This window comes from Nocardia sp. CA-119907 (genome assembly GCF_050955995.1).
Classification (GTDB): Bacteria; Actinomycetota; Actinomycetes; order Mycobacteriales; family Mycobacteriaceae; genus Nocardia.
In genome coordinates this window covers 7,188,216-7,207,947 of record NZ_CP192091.1, presented here as the reverse complement: position 1 = coordinate 7,207,947, position 19,732 = coordinate 7,188,216, and the positions used below count along the sequence as shown (strand labels likewise).

Annotated in this window: 18 protein-coding genes and 1 pseudogene; 12 read left to right on the top strand and 7 right to left on the bottom strand. The window is 67.8% G+C overall.

Annotated features, from left to right (window positions below; genetic code table 11):
• Nucleotides 1-81: 81 nt before the first annotated feature.
• The 3 genes from ACQP2D_RS32225 to ACQP2D_RS32215 are packed head-to-tail and all read left to right on the top strand — an operon-like array spanning nt 82 to nt 3,989.
• Nucleotides 82-960: an SGNH/GDSL hydrolase family protein gene (locus ACQP2D_RS32225; protein WP_433679677.1), complete on the top strand. Its 879-nt coding sequence runs from the start codon at nt 82-84 to the stop codon at nt 958-960.
• Entirely contained in the window at nt 957-2,195 is a 1,239-nt protein-coding gene (locus tag ACQP2D_RS32220) for an acyltransferase family protein (protein WP_433679676.1), read from the top strand. Before ACQP2D_RS32225 ends, ACQP2D_RS32220 begins: the two co-directional genes overlap by 4 nt.
• Before the next feature lie 18 nt (nt 2,196-2,213).
• A complete protein-coding gene (locus ACQP2D_RS32215; protein WP_433679675.1) occupies nt 2,214-3,989 on the top strand; it encodes an Eco57I restriction-modification methylase domain-containing protein in 1,776 nt (591 codons plus the stop codon).
• 30 nt (nt 3,990-4,019) lie between these two features.
• Here ACQP2D_RS32215 and ACQP2D_RS32210 read toward each other — a convergent pair whose 3' ends face one another.
• From ACQP2D_RS32210 to ACQP2D_RS32195, 4 genes are all read right to left on the bottom strand, one after another.
• Nucleotides 4,020-4,640, bottom strand: a complete 621-nt coding sequence (locus ACQP2D_RS32210; RefSeq protein WP_433679674.1) for a TetR/AcrR family transcriptional regulator — start codon at nt 4,638-4,640, stop codon at nt 4,020-4,022.
• Between the two features lie 167 nt (nt 4,641-4,807).
• On the bottom strand, nt 4,808-4,993 hold the full coding sequence (locus ACQP2D_RS32205) for a hypothetical protein (RefSeq protein WP_433679673.1): 186 nt from the start codon (nt 4,991-4,993) through the stop codon (nt 4,808-4,810).
• Nucleotides 4,994-5,159: 166 nt separating this feature from the next.
• Nucleotides 5,160-5,675, bottom strand: coding sequence for a gamma carbonic anhydrase family protein (locus ACQP2D_RS32200; RefSeq protein ID WP_433679672.1), 516 nt, complete (start codon nt 5,673-5,675; stop codon nt 5,160-5,162).
• Nucleotides 5,672-6,655 (bottom strand): GlxA family transcriptional regulator, encoded by a 984-nt coding sequence (locus tag ACQP2D_RS32195; protein WP_433679671.1) that lies wholly within the window; start codon nt 6,653-6,655, stop codon nt 5,672-5,674. The genes ACQP2D_RS32200 and ACQP2D_RS32195 overlap by 4 nt, the downstream gene beginning before the upstream one ends.
• 72 nt (nt 6,656-6,727) lie before the next feature.
• Between ACQP2D_RS32195 and ACQP2D_RS32190 the strand changes: the two genes are divergently transcribed.
• The 3 genes from ACQP2D_RS32190 (at nt 6,728) to ACQP2D_RS32180 (ending at nt 10,245) form a co-directional block, all read left to right on the top strand.
• Complete coding sequence (locus tag ACQP2D_RS32190) at nt 6,728-7,495, top strand: MBL fold metallo-hydrolase (RefSeq protein WP_433679670.1); 768 nt, start codon at nt 6,728-6,730, stop codon at nt 7,493-7,495.
• A 75-nt stretch (nt 7,496-7,570) separates the two neighbouring features.
• The gene (gene ald, locus ACQP2D_RS32185) at nt 7,571-8,686 is read left to right on the top strand and encodes an alanine dehydrogenase (RefSeq protein WP_433679669.1); all 1,116 of its coding nucleotides are present in this window, start codon (nt 7,571-7,573) and stop codon (nt 8,684-8,686) included.
• Nucleotides 8,687-8,724: 38 nt separating this feature from the next.
• Nucleotides 8,725-10,245: a serine hydrolase domain-containing protein gene (locus tag ACQP2D_RS32180; RefSeq protein ID WP_433679668.1), complete on the top strand. Its 1,521-nt coding sequence runs from the start codon at nt 8,725-8,727 to the stop codon at nt 10,243-10,245.
• A 45-nt stretch (nt 10,246-10,290) separates the two neighbouring features.
• Here ACQP2D_RS32180 and sigJ read toward each other — a convergent pair whose 3' ends face one another.
• Complete coding sequence (gene sigJ / locus ACQP2D_RS32175) at nt 10,291-11,241, bottom strand: RNA polymerase sigma factor SigJ (protein WP_433679667.1); 951 nt, start codon at nt 11,239-11,241, stop codon at nt 10,291-10,293.
• Nucleotides 11,242-11,700: 459 nt separating this feature from the next.
• Here sigJ and ACQP2D_RS32170 point away from each other — a divergent pair, with 459 nt between their 5' ends.
• Nucleotides 11,701-12,612 (top strand): cobalamin biosynthesis protein, encoded by a 912-nt coding sequence (locus ACQP2D_RS32170; protein WP_433685828.1) that lies wholly within the window; start codon nt 11,701-11,703, stop codon nt 12,610-12,612.
• Nucleotides 12,613-12,629: 17 nt separating this feature from the next.
• Here the strand turns inward: ACQP2D_RS32170 and ACQP2D_RS32165 are convergent, their stop codons facing one another.
• Nucleotides 12,630-13,490, bottom strand: a complete 861-nt coding sequence (locus ACQP2D_RS32165) for an SURF1 family cytochrome oxidase biogenesis protein (protein WP_433679665.1) — start codon at nt 13,488-13,490, stop codon at nt 12,630-12,632.
• Between the two features lie 209 nt (nt 13,491-13,699).
• Nucleotides 13,700-14,161: pseudogene (locus tag ACQP2D_RS32160) on the bottom strand (low molecular weight protein-tyrosine-phosphatase); the annotation flags it as partial.
• A gap of 44 nt (nt 14,162-14,205) precedes the next feature.
• Between ACQP2D_RS32160 and cobC the strand changes: the two are divergent.
• The 5 genes from cobC (at nt 14,206) to ACQP2D_RS32135 (ending at nt 19,727) form a co-directional block, all read left to right on the top strand.
• Nucleotides 14,206-15,243 (top strand): Rv2231c family pyridoxal phosphate-dependent protein CobC, encoded by a 1,038-nt coding sequence (gene cobC / locus ACQP2D_RS32155; protein ID WP_433679664.1) that lies wholly within the window; start codon nt 14,206-14,208, stop codon nt 15,241-15,243.
• Between the two features lie 55 nt (nt 15,244-15,298).
• Nucleotides 15,299-16,420 (top strand): Nif3-like dinuclear metal center hexameric protein, encoded by a 1,122-nt coding sequence (locus ACQP2D_RS32150; protein WP_433679663.1) that lies wholly within the window; start codon nt 15,299-15,301, stop codon nt 16,418-16,420.
• A 133-nt stretch (nt 16,421-16,553) separates the two neighbouring features.
• On the top strand, nt 16,554-17,198 hold the full coding sequence (locus ACQP2D_RS32145) for a hypothetical protein (protein ID WP_433679662.1): 645 nt from the start codon (nt 16,554-16,556) through the stop codon (nt 17,196-17,198).
• 410 nt (nt 17,199-17,608) lie between these two features.
• A complete protein-coding gene (locus tag ACQP2D_RS32140) occupies nt 17,609-18,346 on the top strand; it encodes a zinc ribbon domain-containing protein (RefSeq protein WP_433685827.1) in 738 nt (245 codons plus the stop codon).
• Between the two features lie 94 nt (nt 18,347-18,440).
• Nucleotides 18,441-19,727: a bifunctional RNase H/acid phosphatase gene (locus ACQP2D_RS32135; protein WP_433679661.1), complete on the top strand. Its 1,287-nt coding sequence runs from the start codon at nt 18,441-18,443 to the stop codon at nt 19,725-19,727.
• The last annotated feature ends 5 nt before the right edge of the window (nt 19,728-19,732 follow it).

Below are 19,732 nucleotides of genomic sequence, written 5' to 3'. Positions count from 1 at the left end.
AACCGCGCGCGGGCTACTGATAGCGGAGTAATCGTTTTGACCAGCAAGCTCTCCCGCCGTTGTGCCCGTTGGCTCGGGGCAATGACGGCGACCGTCGCGGCTGCGGCCTGGGTGCCCGCGGCAGCGCAGGCGGCTCCGGCCGCAGCACCGGGCAGTACCCTGGTGGCGCTCGGGGATTCCTTCACCGCCAACGGTTTCCGATGGGAAGTGGATGCGAAGGAGTGTCTGCGCGGACCTGCCTCGTGGCCGACGCAGCTGAGCCGACTGATGGGTGTCGCGGGTAGTTCCGACTTCGTGGACGCGTCGTGCTCCGGTGCGGCCATTCAGACCGCGCGGGGTTATTCGCTGGTTCAGGAGGCGATCAATGCCGATAAGGCGGGTGCGTTCGGTCCGCGAACCAAGCTGATCGCAGTGCAGTTCGGGCTCAACGACAGCTGGGGCACGAGCGAGACCACGCTGTGGACCTCGCTGCTCCCGTGCGTATTCAACCTCGCCGACGGATGTGGGCCGGAGGCGGCCGAACAGGGCCGGATCACCGACTATCGGGCCGTATCCGGCAGCGACTTTGCCCAGCGCATCCGCGAGGTGGTCGAATATCTGCGCTATTACGCGCCGCAGGCGAAGATCGTGCTGGTCGGCTACCCCGAACTGTTCCCGGCCGGGCAGGATTTCGCGTGTGTCAGCGTGCTCGGCGTCGGGCAGTACGTACAGCCGAGGGCCGCGGCACTGGTCCGGTATCTGGATAGCATCGATGCGGCGCAGCGGGACGCGGCGGCGCAGCTCGGGATCGAATTCTTCGATTCCAGGGCGGTGACCGCCGGGCACGGATTGTGTTCGGCGCAGCCATGGTTGAACGGTGCGCTCGATCCGCGTGCGGATCTGGTCGGGATTCCGTTTCATCCTTCGGCGCACGGTGATTCGGTGATCGCGGGAGCGCTGTACGAGCGGTACGGCAAGTGACGCAGCAGCGGCCCGCCCTGCCGTCGCTGACCGGGGCGCGGTGGTGGGCCGCCTTCGCGGTATTCCTGTTGCACGCCTTGGTATTTCTGCCGGTCTATCCGTTTCAGAAGTCCGAGTTGTTCCGGCATATCCATCAGGTGATGCCGATGCAGTTGGGCGCGGCCGGGGTCACCTTCTTTTTCGTGCTCTCCGGATTCATCATCTATTGGTCGTTCCGGCCGGGGAATTCGGTGCCGCGGTTCTACTGGCGGCGAGTGCTGAAGATCTACCCCACGCATCTGGTCGCGACGGCGGCGTTCATCGTGGTCGCGAGTGTGCCGCTGTCCAGGTTGGTGGTCTGGGTGCCGAACGTATTGCTGATCCACACCTGGGTGCCGAAGTGGACGACCGTCGGTGGGCTCAATGTGCCCTCCTGGTCGCTGGGCGCGGAAATGCTTTTCTACCTGAGCTTTCCGCTCGCACTGCCGGTGGTGCGCCGCATTCGCGGCGATCGGGTGTGGTGGGCGATGGCGGGGCTGCTCGTGGTGATCCTCGCGCTGCACACGGCGTATTTCCTGTGGGTTCCCGGACCGAAGGGCATCGAGAACGCCTTTGCGCCACGGCTTGTTCCGGGGGATGTATCGCCATCCTTCGAACTGCACGCCTCACCGGCGTGGTTCGCCCAGTCGGATATCCCTGTCGCCCCGGCCTATTGGCTCAGTTATACCTTTCCGCTGTCGCGGTTGCCCGAATTCTTTCTCGGGGTGTTCGCCGCGCGGCTGGTACTGGAGGGGCGTTGGCGCAATACGCGGCTGACCTGGCCGCTGCTGGCATTGGCCGTCGCCTTCGCCGCCACCTGGGTGGTTCCGGTGAACTACAAAATGTCGGCGCTGCTGCTCGCGCCGATGACCGCGGTGGTCGCGACGCTGGCCGCGCGGGATCTGGCCGGTATGCGCGGGCTGAACGCCTCGCCCCGCATGGCGTGGTTCGGCAATATCTCCTTCGCCTTCTATCTGATCCAGTTCCCGGTGATGGTGCTGATCACTCGACTTTTCATCGGCGGCAGGCAGTTCGGCCTGTTCGGCTGGCTGGGGTTCGCCGGATTGAGCCTGATCGTCGCGACGGCGGCGGCCGCGGCGATCTACCACTGGGTGGACGAACCACTCATGCGCCGCTTCTCCGGCCGCCGCGCCGCGGGTCCGCCCGCGACGACGCGGGAGCCGGTCGACCGCGTTTCCGCCGTGGTTGGGTCATGACGAGGCAGAATCCCTGGCATGAATCCCGGGGACCCTGCCGCGCGCGACCGCAAACGGCACGGTAGGCACTACACGCCCCCTGCCCTGGCACGCTTCCTGGCAGAGCGGTTGGTCGCGCATGTGCCGAGACCCGGGGTGCGCGACGGGGTACCGGGTGCTGGCGTGTTGCGGGTGCTCGACCCGGCTTGCGGGGACGGTGAACTGCTGCTCGCGCTGCATCGGGTGGCGGGTGAGGTGATGCCGGGGGTGGCGGTGGAGTTGGTCGGGTATGACCTGGACCTGGCCGGGGTGGCGATGGCGCGGGAGCGGGCGGAGGCGGCGGGGGTTGCGGTCGAGTGGCATATCGGGGATTTCCTGACCGCGTCGGCGGGGATCGCGGACGGGTCGTTCGATGCGATCATCACCAATCCGCCGTATGTGCGGACGCAGCAATTGGGTGGCCCGACCGCGCAACTGCTCAGCAAGCGGTTCGGATTGCGCGGCCGGATCGACCTGACCCACCCGTTCGTCGCGATCGCGCCGCGGCTGCTGCGGCCGGACGGGGTGCTCGGATTGTTGTGCGCCAATCGGTTTCTCACCACCAAGGCGGGTGCGAATATTCGGAGTCTGCTGCTCACCGAGCTGTCTCCGGTCGAACTGTACGACCTCGGCGATACGAAACTCTTCGAGGCGGCGGTGCTGCCCGCGGTCACCATCGCCACCCGCACCGCATCCCGTGCCGTCTGCCGCCACGTCTCGGCCTATGAGGTCGAAACCACCGAAACCGTCAGTGCGGCGGATCTTTTCGAGGCACTGACAGCCGAAGGCAGCCACACCGTCACCCATGCCGGACGCACCTTCGCGGTCGAGGTCGGCGCGCTGGCCACCGGCGATCAGACAGTGACCAGCGATCAGGCTTCGGGACAGGAGGGTGAGGGTGCAGATACGGGAACGTTGGGGGCCGGCGACGGGGGTGGGAAGGGAGCGTGGCGGATGTCGCGGCCCGGGGTGGACGGGTGGTTGGGGGAGGTGGAGGCGGGGACCTGGCGGACGTTCGGAGAGGTGGGGCGGATTCGAGTGGGGATCAAGACGACTGCGGATCGGGTGTTCATCTCCGAGCGATGGGGGGAGATGGAGCTGCGGCCGGAAGGGGAGTTGTTATTCGATTTGATCACTCATCACGATGTCGAGCCGTGGCGGATTTCGCGGGCGCGTGACACCAGGGTGCTGTATCCGTACGACACCTCCGAATCCACGCGAATACCGGTTGATCTGCGGGGATTTCCCAGGGCCGCAGCGTATTTGGAGGCGAATCGGGAGACGTTGGCCGCGCGGAAGTATCTGACCGACGGTGGCCGGGAGTGGTTCGAGATCTGGGTGCCGCAGCGGCCGCATCTGTGGCGGGTGCCGAAGGTGGTGTTTCCCGATATCAGTGAGCGGCCGCGGTTCGCCCTGGATCGGTCGGGGGCGGTGGTGAACGGGGACTGCTACTGGATATCGCTGGCCGATCTCGGGGTGGACGGTGCGGCCGAGCGACTCGCGTATTTGCTGATGGGCGTGGCGAATTCGGCACTCGGGCTGCGGTTCTACGATGCGGTGTGCGGGAATCGGCTGTATTCGGGGCGGCGGCGGTGGATCACCCAGTACGTCTCCCGGCTGCCGCTGCCGGATCCGACGACCATGCGGGCGGGCGGGGTCGTCGAGCTGGTCAGGGATTTCGTCGACGGCGGGCGGGTGCCGGATGCGAATTCGCTGCGTCTGCTCGATGAGTGGGTGGCGGCCGCATTCGGCCCGCGAGTATACGAAATGCGTTGATTACGTAGCGCTTAGAGTGTTGATGCCGCGTCAGGCGGTGGTGCGGACACCGACCATCGGCAGCAGCGTGCGCCGCGCGAATTCGCGACCTGCCGTCACATCATCGATCGGAATGAGCCCGTCGGGCGTCAGTGCGAGTGAGAGCGCGAGCCGCGCCATGATCTCGGCGACGAGGTCGAAGTCGAAGTCGTCGTCGGCGCCGCTGCGGAGTTCGCGCAACTTCTCCGCCAGATAGGTGCGCCCGACCGCGATGATCGGCCCGGCGTCGGTGGTGAGCCGGGGCAGGATGAGGTCGGGTTCGGTTCGCAGGAGCCTGCGCAACAGTTCGTTGCCGGCGATCTCGGTGATCACCGCGACGAAGATCTCCACCAGTTGTTCTTCAACGCCCTCGACCTTCTGCACGCGCTTATCGATTTCGGCGACGAAACGCTGTGCCTCGCGCACGCTCACCGCCTCGACCAGGTCGTTCTTCGATTCGAACCGCCGATACAGCGTGGCCGGGCTGATTCCGGCGCGCCGGGCGATCTCGCCCATGCTGGTGCGTTTGATACCGAAGTCCAGGAATGCCGACAGCGCACTCTCCAGCAGCCTCTCGCCGTCACTGACGGGCTTTTCCAGAATGCGCTGGAGGATGGGCGGGACGGTCGGCATCGAGTCTCCAGTCGTATCGGCTCGGACGCCGATGGTGGCTGGGCGTCGCGACGGTGCGGGTGATCGGTGTTCATTATTTCACCGGGTCGCGATGGTTCGGCCGGGGATCGGCACCAGAGGTCGACAGGAGGGCTATCGCTGGTGGTTCGATGAGTGTGAGCGCGTGACTACGGTCGCGGCAGATCCAGCTCCGCCATCTCTTGTTCGATCGCATTGGCGGCGAAATCCACTCCGCTGGAGCGCAACTCGTGGACCCGTCGCTGTAGCGCCTCGATCCCGCCCGGTTGGGCCGCGATATCGGCCACGCTGATCCGCCCCGACGGCCGGTGCATGCTCTGCTGCACGTACGCCACCGTGATACCTCCTGCCTGCACGCTACGCAGCCACCATCCCGGCGGGCTCACCCTCCGCGTTACAGGCCACTCGACAGCTGCGTCGGCGGGAGATCCCGGGACACCGGGCACGCTGGCAAAATGTTATCAGCGATTCCGATCGGACATTTGATCAGTGTGGTCTGTCTCACACTTGCTTGGCGACCCGGTGGTTGGCCATGTTGTGCAGGTACACAGCGCCATTGAGCCGAATGCCGTCCTGTTCGGCCTCGGTCAATTCCCTGCGCACCTTGCCGGGTACGCCCGCGACCAGCGAGCCGGGCGGAATCTGCGCGCCCTCCGGTATCAGGGCGTTCGCGGCGATCAGACTGCCCGCACCGATGACCGCACCGTTGAGCACCGTCGCGCCCATGCCGACGAGCACATCATCACCGACGGTGCAGCCGTGCAGGATCGCGTTGTGCCCCACCGAGACTCCGGTACCTACGGTGAGCGGGAAGCCGGGGTCGGCGTGCAGTACGCAGCCGTCCTGAATATTGGTACGCGCGCCGACGCTGATCGCCTCGAGATCACCGCGCAGCACCGCGCTGTACCAAATGCTCACCTCGGCGGCCAGTCGCACGCGTCCGATCACGGTCGCATTCGGTGCGATCCACGCGGTGTCGTCGATCTCCGGGGTGTGTCCGCTTACCTCGATCCTCATGCCGAAAACCTAGACGACGAGATCGCCGGCATCGCGGGCGTCCCCGAGAACAGCGCGCGGTGCGCGGCCGGACTGGTGCCGAGGATGCGGTGGAAGTGATGGCGCAAGCTGACCGCGGTGCCGAAGCCGGTCTCGGTCGCGATGCGGTCCATGGTGTCGGTGGTGGATTCGAGCAGCAGCCTGGCCCGATCGGCGCGCTGGTGCAGCAGCCACTGCTGCGGACTGCTGCCGGTGCGATCGCGGAAGCGGCGGGTGAAGGTGCGCCGCGACATGAGCGCGACGCGGGCCCAGCCGTCCAGATCGATCGGTTCGCCGAGATTGGTTCGCGCCCAGACCATTGCGCGTTCGATCGGATCATCGTCGGCGGCGTCGGGCACGGCCACCGGAATGTATTGGGCCTGGGATCCGCTGCGGTGCGGTGCGGTCACCAGCGCTCTGGCCAATTCGGTGGCCGCCCGGCTGCCCAGGTCGCCGCGCACCAGGTGCAGGCAGCAGTCGAGTGCGGCGGCGACGCCCGCGGAGGTGATGATGTCGCCGAGGTCCGACCAGAGGGTATCGGCGCGGACCCGGACCGTGGGGTAGGCGGCGGCGAGGTCGTCGGCCGCGGCCCAGTGGGTGGTGATCTCCCGGCCGTCCGCCAAGCCGCTCGCCGCGACCGCGAAGGCGCCGAGGCACAGGCCGACGATGCGGGCACCCCGGGCGTGGGCGCGATGCAGTGCGTCGCGCAGATCGTCCGAAATGGCCTGATCGCGGCGCCAGCTCGGGATCACCACCAGATCGGCGCGCTCGAAGGCGTCGAGTCCGGTTTCGACGACGATGTCGAATCCGGCGGGTGTCCGCAGGGTGCCGGGACGCTCTGCGCATACCTCGACGCGGTAGTCGGCGCTGCCCTCGGCGCCGACACGGCCGAAGACCAGCGTCGGCACGGACAGGTGGAAGGGGATGACGCCATCGAAGGCGAGGACGGCGACGGTACGCATGGCCCGATCTTATCGCTGGGTGGCTGACGGGCCACTTTTGATTGCTCCGGGCGGTCGGCAAATATTGATCGCATGACCGAGACGATCGAACGCACCACCGTCGAAGCCCTGCACATCGGCGGGCCCACCCTGCGCTTCCGGTACGGCAATCTGACCTGGCTCACCGACCCCACCTTCGATGCTCCCGGCGACTACCCGGGTCCGATCACGCTGCACAAGCTGACCGGCCCGGCGGTATCCGCCGATGAGGTGGGGCCGGTGGATGTGGTGCTGCTCTCGCATGATCAGCACGCGGACAACCTCGACACCTCGGGCCGCGAGTTTTTGACGAAGGTGCCGACCGTGCTCTCGACCACGGATGCGGCCGGACGCATCGACGGTGTTCGGGGACTGGAGAACTGGGAGACCGTCACGGTGGGTGAGGTGCGCGTGACGGGCGTGCCCGCGCTGCACGGGCCCGAGGGGTGCGAACCATTCAGCGGGATGGTCACCGGATTCGTACTGCAGGCCGATGACCAGCCGACCGTGTACGTCTCCGGGGACAACGCCTCGGTCGCGCTGGTCGAGCAGATCGTGCAGCGCATCGGGCGGATCGATATCGCAGTCCTCAATGTCGGGGGCGCGAATGTCGGGCGGTTCGGCGACGCCGACGTGACGCTGAACGGGCGCACCGCACTCGCGGCCGCCGAATTGCTCGGCGACGCGGTGGTCGTTGCCGTGCACGGCGAGGGTTGGCACCACTTCAGTGAGCCGCTGGACTACCTGGCCCGCAACTTCGACTACGCCGGACGGGCCGCTCAGCTGCGGATCCCGCGCTTGGGTCAGCCGTTCGAGGTATAGCCGCACGGTGGCGGACTGCCTCGGGAGCGCGCGGCGTTCATGGCGAAGCTCCGGTCCGTGGTCCACGATGGCGATATGAGGATCGCAGTTCCGCGGGAGGTCAAGGAACAGGAGTTTCGGGTGGCGCTGACCCCGGCCGGTGCCGGGGAACTGGTGCGGCACGGGCACGAGGTGCTGATTCAGACCGGCGCGGGGGTGGGGTCGGGTTTTCCGGATGCGGAGTACCTCGCCGCGGGTGCCCGGATGGTGCCCGGCGCCGATCAGGTGTGGCGGGAGGGCGAGCTGGTACTGAAGGTCAAGGAGCCGATCGCCCAGGAGTATCCGCGGATGCGGCGCGAGCAGGTGCTGTTCACCTACCTGCATCTGGCCGCCTCGCGGGAGTGCACCGATGCGATTCTGCGGTCGGGGATCACCGCGATCGCGTATGAGATGGTGCGGGCGGTGGATGGATCGCTGCCGCTGCTCGCGCCGATGAGTGAGGTTGCGGGCAAGCTCGGGCCCCAGGTCGGCGCGTATCACCTGATGGCGCCGCTCGGGGGCGCCGGGCTGCTGCTCGGCGGGGTGCCCGGGGTGCCGCCGGCCGATGTGGTGGTGCTCGGCGGTGGTGTCGCCGGGACGAACGCGGCCACCGTCGCGGCCGGGATGGGTGCGAAAGTCACTGTGCTGGACACGAATCTGACGCGCCTGCGCGAGCTCGACGCGCTGTTCCAGGGGCGGGTCTCGACGGTGGCTTCGAATGCGGTCGAGATCGAACGGGTGGTGCTCGGCGCGGATCTGGTGATCGGATCGGTGCTGGTGCCCGGTGCGCGGGCACCGAAATTGGTGTCCGAGGAGCTGGTCCGCGGTATGCGCCCCGGCTCGGTGCTGGTCGATATCGCGATCGACCAGGGTGGATGCTTCGAAGGCTCGCGTCCGACCACGCACGCGAATCCCACCTTCCGCGTGGCGAATTCGCTGTTCTACTGTGTGGCGAATATGCCGGGCGCGGTGCCGCATACCGCGACCCTCGCGCTCATCAATGCCACCATGCCGTATGTGCGCGCCATCGCCGATCACGGGTGGCGCGAGGCGTGCACCGCGCATCCTGAACTCGCGCACGGGGTTACCGCGGATAAGGGGCGGTTGCTATCGGCGGAGGTCGCGGCGGCGCACGGGTATTCGAACTCCGAACCGGTAGGTTTGGCGGGCTGACGGCTCGACGCGGACCGAGAATGATGAGGGCGAGATCGGTGACGGTGGAATACCTGCGGCGGGCCTGGGTATTGGTGATCACCTTGCTGCTGGTGCTGCTGCCGTACTCCGGTGCGGCGGTCGCGGCGCCGGCCGGCCTCGATTCGGCCGCGGTGGACCGGTATATGTCCGAATACCTTTCGCGGACCCGGTTGCCGGGGGCTTCGATCGCCATTACGCACGGGGATCAGGTGGTGTATGTCGCGGGGTACGGTCACGATTCCACCGGTTCGGCCATCACCGCGACGACGAGAATGCCGATCGCTTCGGTGAGCAAGTCCATGACGGCGTTGGCCGTGATGCAGTTGGTCGACGCGGGCCGGGTGCGTCTGGATGCGCCGGTGCGTCAGTACCTCACGGACTTCCGGCTGGCCGATCCGCGCGGTGAGCGGATCACGGTGCGGCAGTTGCTGAACCAGACCTCAGGCATGTCGGATACCGCATTTCCCGATCTGCGGCGGCCGCAGGCGGATTCGCTGGCGGGGGCGGTCGAGCGACTGCGGACAGCGAAATTGGCCGCCGATCCGGGGACGCGATTCAACTATCACAATCCGAACTATCAGGTGGCCGCTCGGTTGGTGGAGGTGGTCAGTGGGGAACCGTTCGCGGACTATCTGCGGCGGAATGTCTTCGGGCCCATCGGGATGCGCAACACCACGACGGTGGATACGGCGCGTGCGGCCGATGATGTGACGCACGGATACATTCGGGCGTACGGGTTCGCGATACCGGTGGCGGAGCCCGATTGGTTCGTCGGTGGTAGCCACGGTGTGATCACCACGGCCGCCGATCTTGCCCAGTGGTTGATCACTCAGAACAGCAGCGGTCTGGTGGCGGACGGACAGCGGGTGATATCCGCGGCAGCGGTGGCCGAGATGCACACACCGTCCGGGGTGGGCGATGACGACTACGGAATGGGCTGGCGGCGTGCGCAGTCCGACCACGGAGTCCAGCTCTCGCACAATGGCGATTGGTTCACCTATACCGCTGAACAGGTGCTGTTGCCCGACACCGGGTACGGGATTGCCGTGATCGCCGATACCGGGATGTCGCTCGAGGACGATCCCGGGATCATCGCGCAGGGGCTGGTCGAGCTGACCCGGGGCCAGACGCCGGATGTGCACCGCCCGTGGAGTATCTGGGCGGACTGGGGGATGGCGCCGTTCACGCTCGGGACGGTCGGTCTCGGTGTGTTCTGCCTGGTGCGATCGCGCCGGTGGGCCGACCGCCAGACCGTCCGACCGCCGTGGTTGATCGCACTGCGGCAGTTGCCCTATCTGGCTCCGATGGTGATCTTGGCGGTGCTGCCGCAGCTCGCGGGGCTCGTCTTCAGGGGGCGAGCCGGAACCTTCCTGCAGGTCACCTATGTGTGGCCGGCTCTTGTGGTGTTTCTCGGCATCGCCGCGTTGGCGGGAGTGAGTGTTCTGCTCGCGCGCGGGGCGTGGCTCATTGTGTTGCGGCGCCAGCGATCCGGGGGAGACGCGCAGCAGGAAGCGCCGGTTGCCGAGGCATCTGCCTGAGGTCGGATGGGCGGCCCGCACCGGGGAAGGTGCGGGCCGTGTGCACTATTCGGCGTTCGGGCCGAGGTACCAGTCGGGGGCGCCCTCGGTGGGGAGGTCGTGCAACTTGTCCGGATTGCGGACGACATTGATGGCGGTAATGCGGCCGCTGTCGATGGTGAAGGCGAAGACGCCGATGTGGGTGCCGTCGAAGACGACCAGACCGGGTGCGCCGTTGACCAGGACCGCGCGGCCCCAGGCGCCCGCCGCGGACGGTGCGTGGTACCAGCCGAGCAGCATCTTCGCGATGAGTTCGGCGCCGTGCACCGGCTGGCGGATCGCGGGGACCTTACCGCCGCCGTCGGCGGTGAGGCTGACATTGGCGTCGAGTACGCCGAGCAGTGCGCTGAGATCACCGGAGCGCCAGGCGACCGCGAAGGCCGAGACGACCTTCTCCTGCTCGTCGGGCGAGGCCGGGAAACGGGGTGTGCCGTCCTCGACGCGCTTGCGGGCGCGCGACGCGAGTTGCCGCACGGCCGCCGGGGTGCGGCCGACGACCTCGGCGACCTCGGGGCCGCTCATACCGAACACGTCCTGCAGCACGAATGCGGTGCGCTCGGCGGGCGAAAGGGATTCCAGTACCACCAGCAGCGCCGTGGTGACGCGCTCGTCCTGGGTGATCCGGTCGGCCGGATCGTCCCAGCTGGTGACCTCCGGCTCCGGTAGCCATTCGCCGACGTACTGTTCGCGGCGGGCGCGGGCCGAGCCGAGCTGATCGAGGGCCAGGCGGCCGGTGACGGTGGAGAGCCAGGCGCGCAGATTCTCGATCTCGCCCGCGGTCCCGGCCTCGTACTGGCGCTGCAGCCGCAGCCACGCATCCTGCACCACATCATCGGCATCGGTAAGACTGCCGAGCGTGCTGTAGGCGAGCCTGCGCAGATACGGCCGGTGCTCCTCGAAACGCCGGGCCAATTCGGCCTGGTCGATCGGTTCGGAGGCTGGCTGGTCTGCGGTCACTGTTCTCGCCGTTCGTCGGTCCGGCCCCCTCAGGGGCGAGTGTATGAGTCGTCATCACGATGACGAAACAGGGCTAGCGAGTGTGACATCCGAGTCGCGTGGCGCACTGCGGGGGTTGCGCGCGTGTTGGGCTCTGGCCGCGGGTGCTGCGAACTCGGCCGCGAGATTCTGGGCCTCGAGCAGTCAGGATCCGACTGTGTCGAGATAGTGGCCGGCACCGAGGTTGGGGGCGATCGCGTTCGGGTGAGCGGGGATATCGCGGCAGCAACCGCACGGCGGGCGCGATGTCGAGATGCCGGGGAGTCGAAATTCGGGAACTTGGCCCTCGTCGCGGCGAGCTGGCGGCATCTCGCGGAGTAGTCAGGGCCGACCACCCTTCTGGCATGCGTGTGCGTCGGCGGGTTCGGTGGGGACGTGGGTTGTCGGGAGGTGAGGACCGGCTACCCTCGCCGGGTGCGAATGGGGACCTCGACGGCTGTTGGGCTGGTGCTCGGCTTCGCGCTCGACCGCGCGTTCGGTGATCCCCGGCGGTGGCATCCGGTGGCCGGATTCGGTTCGGCGGCGAGTGCGCTGGAGCGGGCGACCTATGCCGATCGGCGGTCGGCGGGGGTGGTGCACGAGGTCTTGCTGGTCGGTGCGGTGACGGCGCTCGGGATCGGGCTGCGTCGTGGCGGGGTGGTGGCGACCGCGCTGGCGACCTGGACGGTGCTCGGTGGACGCAGCCTGGCGCGCACCGGGCGCGATATGGCCGATCGGCTCGAGTCCGGTGATCTGACGGGTGCGCGGGCATTGCTGCCATCGCTGTGCGGGCGCGATCCCGAGGCGCTCGATGCGGACGGATTGGCCCGTGCCGCAGTGGAATCCATCGCGGAGAACACCTCCGACGCGACCGTGGCCCCACTGCTGTGGGGTGCGGTCGCCGGAACGCCCGGGCTGCTCGGATACCGCGCGGTCAATACTCTCGACGCGATGATCGGCTACCGCGACGAGCGCTACCTGCGCTTCGGCTGGGCCGCCGCGCGCGTGGACGATCTCGCGAACCTATTGCCCGCCCGAATTACCGGCATGCTCACCGCCGCCTTGGCTCCCATGGTCGGCGGTCATCCGGTCGATGCGCTGCGCGCCTGGCACCGCGACGCATCCGAACACCCGAGCCCCAATGCGGGTGTGGTCGAGGCATCCATGGCGGGTGCGCTCGGCGTCCGCCTCGGCGGCCGCACCCAATACCGCTACGGCATCGAACTGCGACCCACCCTCGGCGACGGCCCCGCACCCCAGGTAGCGGATCTCCGTCGGGCCGTACACATGTCGGAAGCAGTCCAACTGGGCGCTGTTCTCACGGCCGCTCTCTGGTCGGTCCTGCGGCGCTGACGCCGAGGTCACACGGCTCAGCGGGTGCCGCCGTAGCGGTCGGCGAGGCGTTGTTCGTTGCTAGAAGTCGGTGCGGGGGTTGAGGTTTCGGTCGGTGTCGGTTCCGGGGCCGCTGGCGTCTTTTCCTTGCGGCGTTCGCGGATTTCGGCGTAGACGAAATAGCCGAGGCCGAGCGGGGCCATGATGCCGAAGGCCAGCCACTGCAGGCCGTAGGAGAGGTACGGGCCCGCGTCGAGTTGGGGAAGGGGGGTGGGGGTGAAGGCGCCGGGCTGGTTTTCGCCGAGTTGCAGATAGCCGCCGCGTTCGCCGGTGGGGATCACGGTCAGTGGCTCCTGCAGAACGGCCATTTCCTGGGTGGTGTCCACCGAGTACACCTGGCGATAGCCGTCCTGGACCATCGGGTCCTTGCCGGGGGTGACGCCCTCGGACATCCGGATTCGGGCCTCGATCCGCTGCGGTCCGGCCGGCGGGTCCGGAATCTGCGGTGGGCGGGATCCGTCGACGGCGGCGACCAGGCCGCGGTCGATGAGCAGGATGCGGCCGTCGTCGAGCTTGAAGGTGGCCAGCACCGAGTAGCCGGGGGCGCCGTCGAGGTGGCGCAGGCGGACCAGCGCCGTCGAATTCGGCATGTAGCTACCGGTCGCGATGACTCGACGCCATTCGGCGTGCGAATCGGTGCCCTGGTCGTCCAGGACGGTGGTGATATCGATCGGGGCGGCGTCCACCGAATCGGCGATCAGCTGGTTGCGGTGCGAGGTGGTGGTGTTCTTGCCGAGCTGCCAGGGTGCGAGCACGGTGAAGCAGAGGTAGGCGAAGGCCGCCACGAGCACGGCCAGGATCAGCCAGCTCGGACGCAGGAGGAAGGTCAGTCGGCGCATCACGCGTGTCCGTCGTGGACGGGACTGTAGGACACCGTCCGGTCTGATTGGGCGGCGAGATCTGCTCCTCGGGCCGTACTCGGCTCGGCGGCGATCTGGCTCCGCGTGTCGTCACCGGACCGGGCAGCGCCGCGGACTTGGATCGCGTCTGCCTTCGCCTCGGCTTCGAAGTGAGCGGTGGACGTGCCGTTGCGAGCGGCGAGGGTGCTTCGGACCCAGTCCAATAATCCGGGGAGGGCGGCGGCTATCTGGTCGTGGACGAGGTCGAAGTCGGCGGTGTCGCCGTAGTAGGGGTCGGGGACGTCGAGGGAGTCGGCATCCGGGTCGAAGCTGCGCAGCAGGCGGCGGCGGTCCGACGGGACGCCGAGCATGGCCAGTCGGCGTTCGTGACCGGAGTCGAGGGCGATCAGCAGGTCGGCGTCGCGGTGCTGGTTGCCGAGTTTCGCGGCCACGTGACCGGTCGGATAGCCGTGGCGGCGCAGTGTCGCATTGGTGCGGGCGTCGGCGTCCTCGCCGACGTGCCAGCCGTCGGTGCCCGCGCTGCTGACCCGCACGCGGTCCGCGAGCCCCTCGCGGTACAGGTGTACCGCGAACATCTTCTCCGCCATCGGCGATCGGCAGATGTTGCCGGTACAGACGAACGACACGTGCAACTCACCCACGACAGCCATTCTGGCCGGTCGCCCCGATGAGCCGCCACGTAGGGTGTTTTCTCGTGCCGGATGAACAGGTCGATCACGCGAAACTGCGTCACCACGGTGACGTCGACGCGCACCCCGGCATGCTCGATTTCGCGGTGAATGTGCAGGGCAGTGCGCCGCCGGTCTGGCTGCGCGACCGGTTGGCCGCCCGACTCGACGACCTCGGCCGTTATCCGAGCGTGGCTGATGAATTCGCCGCGCGCGCCGCGGTGGCGGCCCGGCACGGCCGCACCGCCGACGAGGTGCTGTTGCTGGCCGGTGCCGCCGAGGGTTTCGCGATGCTGCCCCGACTCGCACCCCGGCTGGCCGCGGTGCTGCATCCGTCGTTCACCGAACCCGAGCTGGCGCTGCGCGAGGCCGATATTCCGGTTGCCCGCGTCGTCCTCGAACCGCCGTACACGCTGGATCCGGCCCTGGTGCCGGTCGCGGCCGATCTGGTGGTGCTCGGCAACCCGACCAATCCGACCTCGGTCCTGCACCCCGTCGACACCATCCGCGCGCTGCGCAGGCCCGGCCGGATCATCGTGGTCGACGAGGCCTTCGCCGATGCGGTCCGCGGTGAGCCACAGTCGCTGGCCGCCGCGACCGACCCGGATATCCTCGTCCTGCGCAGCCTCACCAAAACCTGGGCGTTGGCCGGCCTGCGCTGCGGCTACTTCCTCGGCGCACCCGATCTGCTCGCGCGGCTGAACCACGGCCGCGCGCACTGGCCGCTCGGGACACTGCAACTCGAGGCGATCATCGCGACCGCCGAGCCGAATGCGGTCGTCGCCGCCCAACAGCGTGCGCGGACGATCGCCGTCGACCGGGATTCGATGATCGAACGACTGACCGCGCTGGGTGTGCACGTCCACACGCCCGCCGACGCACCATTCCTGCTACTGCGCGTATCCGATGGTGAACTCCTGTGGAAACACTTGGCGGACCAGGGAATCGCGGTCCGCCGCGCGGATACCTTCCCCGGCCTCGGACCCGACTACATCCGCGTTGCCATCCGCGGTGCCGCCGAGGTCGATCGGCTGGTCGCCGGTATTCGTGCGGCGGGGGTCTGATGTCGGCCCGGACGAGGTGTTATGGGGGCATCGATGGAGTGGAGGTAGGCGGATCGTGACGACGCTGGCGGAACTTATCGGGGTGCTCGATGCGGCTTATCCGCCGAAGTTGGCGGAGTCGTGGGATTCGGTGGGGCTGGTGTGCGGGGATCCGGGGGATGCGGTGACGCGGGTGCTGTTCGCCGTGGATGCCACGGCGGCGGTGGTCGATGAGGCGATCGATTGGCGGGCACAGGCTTTGGTGGTGCACCATCCGTTGCTGTTGCGCGGGGTCGACAGCGTCGCGGCCGATACGCCCAAGGGTGCGCTGGTGCATCGGCTCATCCGGTCCGGATGTGCGCTGTTCGCGGCGCATACCAATGCCGACTCCGCTGATCCGGGGGTTTCCGATGCGCTCGCCGCGGCGCTCGGGCTCACTGTCACCGGGCCATTGGATTCGAAACCACAAGCCGCCGTGGATAATTGGGTGGTGCAGGTGCCGCGCTCGGAGGCCGATGCGGTGCTGGCTGCGCTGTTCGCGGCCGGTGCGGGCGGTAGCGGAACCTATCGTGACTGTGCTCTCCGAGTGCCGGGAGTCGGGCAGTTCCGTCCGGTTGCGGGAGCGAATCCGGCGGTCGGCGCGATCGGGGAATTGCAGCGGGTCGATGAGGATCGCCTCGAGGTGGTCGCGCCGCCCTCGGCGCGTGCGGCCGTGCTGGCGGCATTGCGGGACGCCCATCCCTATGAAGATCCCGCCTACCACGTCACCGAGCGTGCCGCGCTGCCATCGGGGCTCGGCATCGGTCGGGTCGGCGTACTGCCCGAGCCGGAGTCCTTGCGCGAGTTCACCGCTCGGGTTGCGGCCGCCTTGCCCGCGACGACCTGGGGTGTTCGCGCGGCCGGTGATCCGGACCGCATGATCCGGACCGTCGCCGTCTGCGGCGGCGCGGGTGACTCCTATCTGGATACCGCGGCGCGCCTCGGCGTGGACGCCTACGTCACCTCGGATCTGCGCCACCACCCGGTCGACGAACACCTGCGCCGCGGTGGCCCGGCCGTGATCGATGCGGCCCACTGGGCGACCGAATTCCCTTGGTGCGCACAGGCGCAGACGGTGGTGCAATCCGCGCTGCCGGACCTGGAAACCCGCGTGTCCACGCTGCGCACCGATCCCTGGACGGTCAGCGCCACCGTGTGACGCACACTCTGATCAACTCGCACGAACCCGAACTATCCAGTGCGGCGGCGTGTTCGGGGCGTGTCGTGCCTATTGCCGGGAGTGGTATGCCGTTCAGCTGAGTCGACGCGCCGGTACGGGGTACAACTACCGCATGAATTTCCCGGTGGACTTCGGGATCGTGCAGATCGGGCTGATGCTGGTCATCCTGGTCGCGGTCGCGTTGCTGATATCGGCGCTCGTGATGGTGCGCAAGGTCGGTTTGCGGGTTTTGATCGGGCGCGGGGCGGGCGGACTGGTGCTGCTGGTCGTCGCCGTTCTCCTGTTGTGGGTGGTGACGCTCATGCAGACCTTCCTCGGGTTGAGCGGGGAGATCAAGGCGGCACATGTAGTGGTGAGTCAGGTTGCGGGCCAAAACCATCGGCTCGAGGTCGACCTGACCCTCTACGGCGACGAGGACCATCCCGACAAGCACGAGAAATATCAGGTCGAGGGCGATCTGTGGGTGCTGCAGGCCAATATCGTCGAGCTGAAGCCCTGGGTGAACGCCCTCGGCTTCCACTCCGGCTACAAGGTCACCCGCCTCTACGGCCAGCGCCTCGACGGCGTCGCGACCACGCAGAACCAGATCTTCGTCAATGGCGATGATCAAGACTTCTTCAACGATATGAGCAACCACAAGTGGTGGACCGACCCCTTCGTCCGCTCCGCCTACGGCAATGCCGTCATCGCCACACCCGGCACCTACGACGTCTTCATCTCCCGCGACGCCATCAAAACCCGAGCCCCGGGCAGCTGAGATCTCGTTGTCGAGATGGTGGTGAGCCTCGTCAGGGGGCGAGTGAGTTGTGGACCGGGCCGCGTAGTCGTCCAGTCGATCAGGTTCACTCGTGACGCCCGCTTCGCGGTCACCGCGGGCGGGAAGCTGCGGCTGCCCAAGGCCGGCGAAGTGAAGGTCATGTGGTCACGGGAATTGCCGTCCGAGCCTTCGATCGGAGGTCGAACATTCGTGCGAAGGCTCGGATCGAGTCACCATGGCTCACACCACGGTGGCCGATGCGCGCCGCGACTTCGTGCATGAACACCCACGCCGATGACGTGGCCTCGGACCGAATCACCCACCATTCGGGGTACGGTTGAAGACTGGTATCGCCGCATCCCGCGGCTCGCGTGCCCCATCCGTCCATAGCGTCCAGGAGTTTGTCCGCGTTGAATGTCGAACCACCTGTCCAGGCCAAGCTGCTCCAGCTCGCCGCCGTCGACGCCGAACTGACGCGGATCGCGCATCGGCGCACCGTGCTGCCCGAGCAGCAGGAGGTGGCGCGGCTGGAGACCGAGCGGAATGCGCACAAGGATGCGGCGGTGGCGGTCGAGATCCTGCTCGACGATCTCGACCGCGATATTCGCAAGCTCGAGGGTGAGGTCGAGGCGGTGCGCAAGCGCGAGGAGCGCGACCGCGGCATGTTGACCGCCGGTTCAGTGGGTGCCAAACAGCTTTCGGAGATCCAGCACGAGCTGGGCAGTCTGGAGCGGCGCCGTTCGGTGCTCGAGGATGAACTGCTCGAGGTGATGGAGCGTCGTGAGGCGTCGGCATCCGATCACGATCACGCGGGTGCGCGGCTCACCAAGACCGAACAGGATCTGGCCGACGCGCAGCGGCTGCGCGATGAGGCGCTGGCGGATCTGGATGTGGCGCAGGGGCGTTGCGATGCCGATCGCAAGGGTTTGGTCGCGCTGTTCCCGGTCGATCTGCTGAGCATCTACGACCGTCAGCGCAGCCAGCACGGGGTGGGGGCGGCGCTGTTGCAGGCGCGTCGGTGCGGTGCCTGTCGGATCGAACTGGACCGCGGCGAGATCGCGCGGATCGCCAAAACCGAGCCGGATGTGATCGTCCGGTGCCCGGAATGCGGTGCGATCCTGGTTCGTACCAAAGAGTCGGGTTTGTGACGTTTCCGGTGCGGGTATCAGTACCCGCGTCGGTTCCACACCCGGCGGCGGGCGGTCCAACGAGGCCGGGTGGTCGAAGAGGACAAGGGGAACAATGACCCAGCGCGAGGTGATCGTCGAGGCCGACGGCGGTTCCCGGGGCAATCCGGGCCCGGCTGGTTACGGTGCGGTCGTCTTCGATGGCGATCACAGTCGAATCCTTGCCGAGCGCAGGGAATACGTGGGCATCACCACCAACAATGTCGCCGAATACCGCGGGCTCATCGCGGGTTTGGAGGCGGCGGCCGAACTGGGCGCTCGGGTGGTTTCGGTGCGGATGGACTCCAAGCTGGTCGTCGAGCAGATGTCCGGGCGCTGGAAGGTCAAGCATCCGGCCATGATTCCGCTGGCGGACCGGGCGCGCAGGCTGGTCGCCGGATTCGACACGGTCACCTTCACCTGGATTCCGCGCGCCGAGAATTCCCATGCCGACCGGCTGGCGAACGAGGCGATGGATGACGGCACGCTGATCGGTGAGGTGCATGCCGCCGAACGGCAGCTGCTCGATGCCGGGGCGGTCGCCGCCACGGTGGCGGAGGAGGTGCGCGATGCCGAAGAGCAACTGCTGAGCTGGACCGATGAAACCTCCGCACGCGGCGCCGAAGAAAACTTGCCGAGCTGGATCGACGAAGCCAGGGACGCGCAGTCGACCGCGGCCGATGCCCGAGACGCCGCGGGCGACACGGCGCCGACCGCCGCCGAAAAGGCACCCGGCTGGACCGGCGCGACCGGCCGACCGACCCGCTTTCTGCTGCTGCGCCACGGCCAGACCGCGCTCTCGCTCGAGCGCCGCTACTCCGGCCGCGGCAATCCGCCGCTCACCGACCTCGGCCGCGAACAGGCCGCCCGCGCCGCGAAAATGCTCGCCGCGAAGGGCGGTATCGCGGCGGTGGTCACCTCGCCGCTGGGCCGCGCGAGGGAAACCGCCGAAGCCGCCGCTACCGCACTCGATGTGCCCGTGCACGTCCTCGACGGCCTCATCGAAACCGACTTCGGCGACTGGGAGGGCCTCACCTTCCTCGAGGCCGCACAACGAGATCCGCAGCTACACGCCCGCTGGCTCGGCGATCCCTCGACGCCAGCGCCGAACGGCGAGAGCTTCGACCAGGTCCGCGAACGCGTGGAGGCGGCGCGCCGCGATCTGGTCGCCCGGTATCCGGGCCAGAACATCGTGGTGGTGAGTCACGTGACCCCCATCAAGACCCTGTTGCAACTCGCGCTCGGCGTCGGCCCGTCGCTGCTCTACCGCCTGCATCTGGACCTGGCATCGCTGTCGATCGCCGAGTTCTATCCGGACGGCGGCTCCTCGGTTCGATTGGTCAACGACACGTCCTACCTCTGAGACGT

Coding starts and splice junctions, on each gene's coding strand:
- ald (WP_433679669.1), top strand. CDS start 7,571: ATGAGGATCGCAGTTCCGCGGGAGGTCAAGGAACAGGAGTTTCGGGTG.
- ACQP2D_RS32190 (WP_433679670.1), top strand. CDS start 6,728: ATGACCGAGACGATCGAACGCACCACCGTCGAAGCCCTGCACATCGGC.
- ACQP2D_RS32195 (WP_433679671.1), bottom strand. CDS start 6,655: ATGCGTACCGTCGCCGTCCTCGCCTTCGATGGCGTCATCCCCTTCCAC.
- ACQP2D_RS32135 (WP_433679661.1), top strand. CDS start 18,441: ATGACCCAGCGCGAGGTGATCGTCGAGGCCGACGGCGGTTCCCGGGGC.
- ACQP2D_RS32225 (WP_433679677.1), top strand. CDS start 82: ATGACGGCGACCGTCGCGGCTGCGGCCTGGGTGCCCGCGGCAGCGCAG.
- ACQP2D_RS32210 (WP_433679674.1), bottom strand. CDS start 4,640: ATGCCGACCGTCCCGCCCATCCTCCAGCGCATTCTGGAAAAGCCCGTC.
- ACQP2D_RS32215 (WP_433679675.1), top strand. CDS start 2,214: ATGAATCCCGGGGACCCTGCCGCGCGCGACCGCAAACGGCACGGTAGG.
- ACQP2D_RS32200 (WP_433679672.1), bottom strand. CDS start 5,675: ATGAGGATCGAGGTAAGCGGACACACCCCGGAGATCGACGACACCGCG.
- ACQP2D_RS32165 (WP_433679665.1), bottom strand. CDS start 13,490: ATGCGCCGACTGACCTTCCTCCTGCGTCCGAGCTGGCTGATCCTGGCC.
- ACQP2D_RS32145 (WP_433679662.1), top strand. CDS start 16,554: ATGAATTTCCCGGTGGACTTCGGGATCGTGCAGATCGGGCTGATGCTG.
- ACQP2D_RS32170 (WP_433685828.1), top strand. CDS start 11,701: ATGGGGACCTCGACGGCTGTTGGGCTGGTGCTCGGCTTCGCGCTCGAC.